6 protein-coding genes and 1 pseudogene are annotated in these 4,685 nt (G+C 61.7%); 5 read left to right on the top strand and 2 right to left on the bottom strand.

Annotation, left to right across the window (positions count from 1 at the left end; genetic code table 11):
• Both WCY17_RS14225 and rpsJ read left to right on the top strand, forming a co-directional pair.
• Nucleotides 1-124 (top strand): annotated as a pseudogene (locus WCY17_RS14225) (elongation factor Tu); the annotation flags it as partial.
• A 51-nt stretch (nucleotides 125-175) separates the two neighbouring features.
• Complete coding sequence (rpsJ, locus tag WCY17_RS14230) at nucleotides 176-487, top strand: 30S ribosomal protein S10 (RefSeq protein WP_372686080.1); 312 nt, start codon at nucleotides 176-178, stop codon at nucleotides 485-487.
• 76 nt (nucleotides 488-563) lie between these two features.
• Here rpsJ and WCY17_RS14235 read toward each other — a convergent pair whose 3' ends face one another.
• Entirely contained in the window at nucleotides 564-959 is a 396-nt protein-coding gene (locus WCY17_RS14235; protein ID WP_372702845.1) for a LysR substrate-binding domain-containing protein, read from the bottom strand.
• A gap of 17 nt (nucleotides 960-976) precedes the next feature.
• Between WCY17_RS14235 and WCY17_RS14240 the strand changes: the two genes are divergently transcribed.
• Nucleotides 977-1,879, top strand: a complete 903-nt coding sequence (locus WCY17_RS14240) for a TRAP transporter large permease subunit (RefSeq protein ID WP_372702849.1) — start codon at nucleotides 977-979, stop codon at nucleotides 1,877-1,879.
• A 27-nt stretch (nucleotides 1,880-1,906) separates the two neighbouring features.
• Here WCY17_RS14240 and WCY17_RS14245 read toward each other — a convergent pair whose 3' ends face one another.
• The gene (locus WCY17_RS14245) at nucleotides 1,907-2,518 is read right to left on the bottom strand and encodes a MarR family winged helix-turn-helix transcriptional regulator (RefSeq protein WP_372702846.1); all 612 of its coding nucleotides are present in this window, start codon (nucleotides 2,516-2,518) and stop codon (nucleotides 1,907-1,909) included.
• 176 nt (nucleotides 2,519-2,694) lie between these two features.
• Here WCY17_RS14245 and WCY17_RS14250 point away from each other — a divergent pair, with 176 nt between their 5' ends.
• Complete coding sequence (locus WCY17_RS14250; protein ID WP_372702847.1) at nucleotides 2,695-3,720, top strand: ABC transporter substrate-binding protein; 1,026 nt, start codon at nucleotides 2,695-2,697, stop codon at nucleotides 3,718-3,720.
• Between the two features lie 39 nt (nucleotides 3,721-3,759).
• Complete coding sequence (locus WCY17_RS14255; RefSeq protein WP_372702848.1) at nucleotides 3,760-4,587, top strand: ABC transporter ATP-binding protein; 828 nt, start codon at nucleotides 3,760-3,762, stop codon at nucleotides 4,585-4,587.
• Nucleotides 4,588-4,685 lie beyond the last annotated feature (98 nt).

A 4,685-nucleotide genomic window follows, 5' to 3' on the forward strand; every position in this document is an offset into this window, starting at 1 on the left:
CGACAACATCTCGATCAACGTGAGCCTGATTGCGCCGATTGCGATGGAAGAAGGCCTGCGCTTTGCCATCCGTGAAGGCGGCCGCACCGTGGGCGCTGGCGTCGTGGCCAAGATCATCAAGTAATTGGTGCTGCGGCGGGGCCTGCCCCGCCGACTTTGTTCTTTAGGGATTCCCATGAAAAGCCAGAAAATCCGCATCCGCCTCAAGGCCTACGACTACAAGCTCATCGATCAGTCGGCTGCCGAAATCGTCGACACGGCCAAGCGCACGGGCGCCGTGGTCCGGGGCCCCGTGCCCCTGCCCACACGCATCCGCCGCTATGACGTGCTGCGTTCGCCGCACGTCAACAAGACCTCGCGCGACCAGTTCGAGATGCGCACGCACCAGCGCTTGATGGACATCGTCGACCCCACCGACAAGACGGTCGATGCGCTGATGCGCCTCGACCTGCCTGCGGGTGTCGATGTCGAGATCGCTTTGCAGTAAATCGTGCGACGGCCCGTGCCAGCTTGGCACCGGGCTCGTTCGGTACCAAGAACGCCATGCCGAGTGCATGGCGTTTTTAGTTTGGGGCAGTGCCGATCGGTTTGGTTGACTCATTCATGAGGACATTGATGAATGCTTGAGCCGCGGGCGACGGCCGGATGCGTCGATTGGTGATCAGGCCCAGGCGACGTTTAAGCTGCGGATGATGGACCAACGTGTGCGACAGACCGTCGCATGACGCTGCATCCAAGGTGGACAACGGCAATATGGCGATGCCCAGCCCCGCTCTGACCATGCTGATGGCGGTTGATACATAGGTCACTTCACACGCCACTTCAATGTCCAGTTCGGCTTCTTCCAGGGATCGATGCAGCGCCTGGCGCACGCTGCTGCCCTGTGCGGTCAGTACATGCGGATAGTGGGTGAGTTGTGGCAGGGTCGGCCTAGGAACGGCGAGGCTATGACAAATCATTGGCCATCGGCTCCATATTGGGTTCAGGAACTCTGGGTATCCTGATACCGCCCAGCATCATGCTTATCGTGTTTGGCGAGATCATGCAGATCCCTATCGGACAGATCTTTGCTGCCGCCTTGTTTCCAGGGTTGTTGTTGGGCGTGTTGTACATGGTCTACATCGCCGTACGTGCCACACTGAATCCGACTGCGGCACCTGCCAATCCTGTCCCTGACCAGCGTCCCTTGGGACAGCGCCTGCGTGAGGTTCTTATCAACCTCATCGGGCCCGCAGTGCTCATCATGAGCGTACTCATCTCCATCATCGTCGGTGTGGCCACACCGACCGAAGGCGCTGCCATTGGCGCTTTTGGCGCCATGGTGATTGCCTGGCTATCCGGGAACCTGCGTTGGCCGGCACTGTGGGAGGCACTCAGGGAAACCAGTCTCATGACGGGCATGATCCTGATCTTGGCAGTATGCGCGACGGCTTTCAGCTTGATCTTCAAGCGCATAGGTGGTCAAGCCATGATTGAGCAGGCCATTGGCTTGCTGGGCAGCAATCCCTATATGGTGATTCTGGCCATCATGATCCTGCTGTTCATATTGGGATTTTTTCTGGAATGGATCGAGATTTCCTTTCTGGTATTGCCCATGTTTGCGCCTGTGGTTGCGGGCCTGGACTTCGGGACTACGTTTGCAGACCGCGATCAGCTCATGGTGTGGTTCGCGATTTTGGTGGCCGTCAACCTGCAGACCTCGTTTTTGACGCCACCGTTTGGTTACGCATTGTTCTATCTGAAGGGTGCCAACATCGAAGGCGTCAGCATGGGAGACATCTATCGCAGCGTGATCCCGATAGTATTGCTGCAGCTGTTGGGCTTGGTCTTGATCGTGGCGTTTCCATCGATTTCACTGTGGCTCGCCAGCTTGGTGTGACACTGTCCTCCCGCGGCCTTTGATGCCCTACCGCCCCTCCAGCGCCGCCAGACGCAGGTGCGGCGCATTGCCCACCAGCAGACGGTTCAACAGCCGCGCAAGCACGTCCTGCTCCTCGGCAGACAGCATGGCGATCAGCTGCTGCTCCACGCGGGCGTGATCGGGCATGGCCCGGTCAGCCAGCGCCCGACCATCCGGGGTCAGGCTGACCAGCACACCGCGGCCATCATCCGGGTCCGCGCGGCGTGCGATCAGGCCTCGTGTTTCCAGGCGCTTGAGCAGGTTCGACAGGCCGCCTGAGCTGCACAGCAGGCGCGACAGCAGATAACGGGGCGCCAGGCCTTGTGGTTCGGGCGCCACACGCAAGGTGGCGAGGACGGCGTACTCGAAATAGGTCAGTCCGTGCTCGCTCAGGGCGGCATTGATCGGCTGCAGGACGATTTCCTCCAGCCGGATCAACCGCCCTACGATTCGTTTGCCTGAGCTGTCCAGGTCTGGACGAGCCTTGCGCCATTCGGCGATGCCGCGGTCGATCAGGTCGTCGTCCGGGTCGGCCGAGCCGGTCTGGGAGATGGCGGTCACCAGCGACAGCGGGGCGTGGGGGGCGGCCAGAGGGGCATCGGAGCGCTTGAATGACATGAGGTATCGCGAGAGGCAAGAAACAGGAAGCGCTTTGAGTATGGGCCACGCAGAGGATAGGCGGCACTTCGCGTAAACCCTAGTGGCATTTATCTTTCCAAAAAGATAAATTGCGGGAGATTCGCCAATTGCCTGGCGGTGGCTTTTCCATCGCCCGTTTCGCCTGCGGAGGGCCCATGAAAAAAACCAGTCTTTCCCTGCTTTGTTCCGCGTTGTTCGGTCTGTCGGCGCTGGTGCCCGCTCAAGCGCAAGAGCTGGTGGTCGGCCTGTTTGGCGGTTCCTTTGCAGACGATTCCCAAGCCTGTCATATCCAGCCGTTTGAGCAAAGCACCGGTGCCAAGGTGCTCACCAAGCTGGGCAATTCGGCCCAGTTTGCCGCGGGGGTGCGCGCCACCCGCGGGCAGTCCGACTTCGATGTGCTGTACATGGACAACTCCCTGGTCACCCAGCTCAAGAACGAAGGCCTGCTCGAGACCATTGACCGCGCGCAGCTCAAGAACGCAGCGGACGTGGCTGACATGGCGTTCGACAAAGACAATCAGTATGTCGCCTTCATGACGGGCGCCACGGTGATGGTGTACGACACCACGCGCATGAAGGAGCCGCCCAAGGCCTGGGCGGATCTGTTGAAACCCGAATACCAGAAGAAGCTGGCGATCGGCGACATCAGCGGCACCTCCGGCATGCAGTTCCTGCTGGCGCTCAATCGCCTGAAGGGCGGCACCCTCGACAACATGGATCCCGGCTTCGAAGCCATCAAGCCGCTGGCCAAGGCCTCCGCGCAGCTGTATACCCAGGCCGATCAGATCGTGCCCATGTTCGAGCGTCAGGAAATCGATCTGGCCGTCTGGTACCCGGACCGCGCCGGCTCGGCCATCGACGCGGGTCTGCCGCTGGCCGTGGTCTACCCCGAAGAGGGCGCAGTGGGCATCCTGCCCGTGGTCGTCATTCCCAAGGGCAGCAAGAATCCCGAATTGGCACTGCGGTACATCGATCAGCTGCTCTCCAAGGACGGCCAGACCTGTTTTGCCGAGAAAAAGTACGCGGGCCCGGTCAACACCCAGGTGGCGCTGTCCGAGAAGGCTGCCCGCATCGTGCCGGTCGGTGAAAACTTCGAGCGCCTGTGGCTGCCCGACCCCACAGAGGTCGCCCAGAATCTGCCGGTGTGGATGAAACGCTGGCAGCGCGAGGTGGCCCGCTGAGGGTGCTGCGTATGACGGGGTCTTTCTGCAGGGTGTTTCATGCCTGAGCTGACGCTGGAAAACCTGCGCAAGGATTATGGCAGCCATCTGGCGGCGGCGGACATCTCGCTCACGGTCCGAGATGGGGAGTTCGTGTCTCTGCTGGGGCCATCCGGCTGCGGCAAGACCACGGTCCTGCGCATGGTGGCGGGGCTCATTGCGCCCACCTCGGGCCGGATTCGGGTGGATGGGCGCGACATCACGGCGCTGCCCACGCATCGGCGCAACATCGGGCTGGTGTTCCAGTCCTATGCGCTGTTTCCGCACATGACCGTGTTCGACAACGTGGCCTTTGGCCTGCGTCGTCAAGGCGTGCGTGGAACGGAGCTCACACGGCGCGTGCAGCAGGCGCTCGATAGCGTGCGCTTGCCGGAACACGGCGCGCGCTATCCGCGCCAATTGTCGGGCGGGCAGCAGCAGCGCGTGGCGCTGGCGCGTTCCATCGCCCCGCAGCCTCAGCTGTTGCTGTTTGACGAGCCCCTGTCCAATCTGGATGCGGCCTTGCGCGATGAGATGCAGTTCGAGCTCAAGCGCCTGCAGCGGGAATTGGGCATCACCACGCTGTTTGTCACGCACGATCAGGCCGAGGCCATGAGCCTGTCGGACCGCGTCTGCGTGCTGGCGCACGGCGTGGTGCAGCAGTACGACCGACCCGAAGTCATCTATGATCAGCCGGCCACGGCGTTCGTGGCGCGCTTCATTGGGCGATCCAACCGTCTGGACGGGTGCTGGGGCGAGTCCGAGGGCGCGCTGCAGTCCCTGCAGCTGTCCGGTGGCCTGCGCCTGTGGGCCCAAACGCGCGCGCAGTCGATTCCAATCCGTAGATGAGTCTGAACTTGGTAGCTGGCAGCCTGTGTTGATGTGTGCAGCCGCCAACCTGTGGGTAGACGGTGGGTAACGCCGTAGGCGTTGTCCGCGGGCTATCC

The organism is Castellaniella sp. (assembly GCF_041677825.1).
GTDB lineage: Bacteria > Pseudomonadota > Gammaproteobacteria > Burkholderiales > Burkholderiaceae_B > Castellaniella.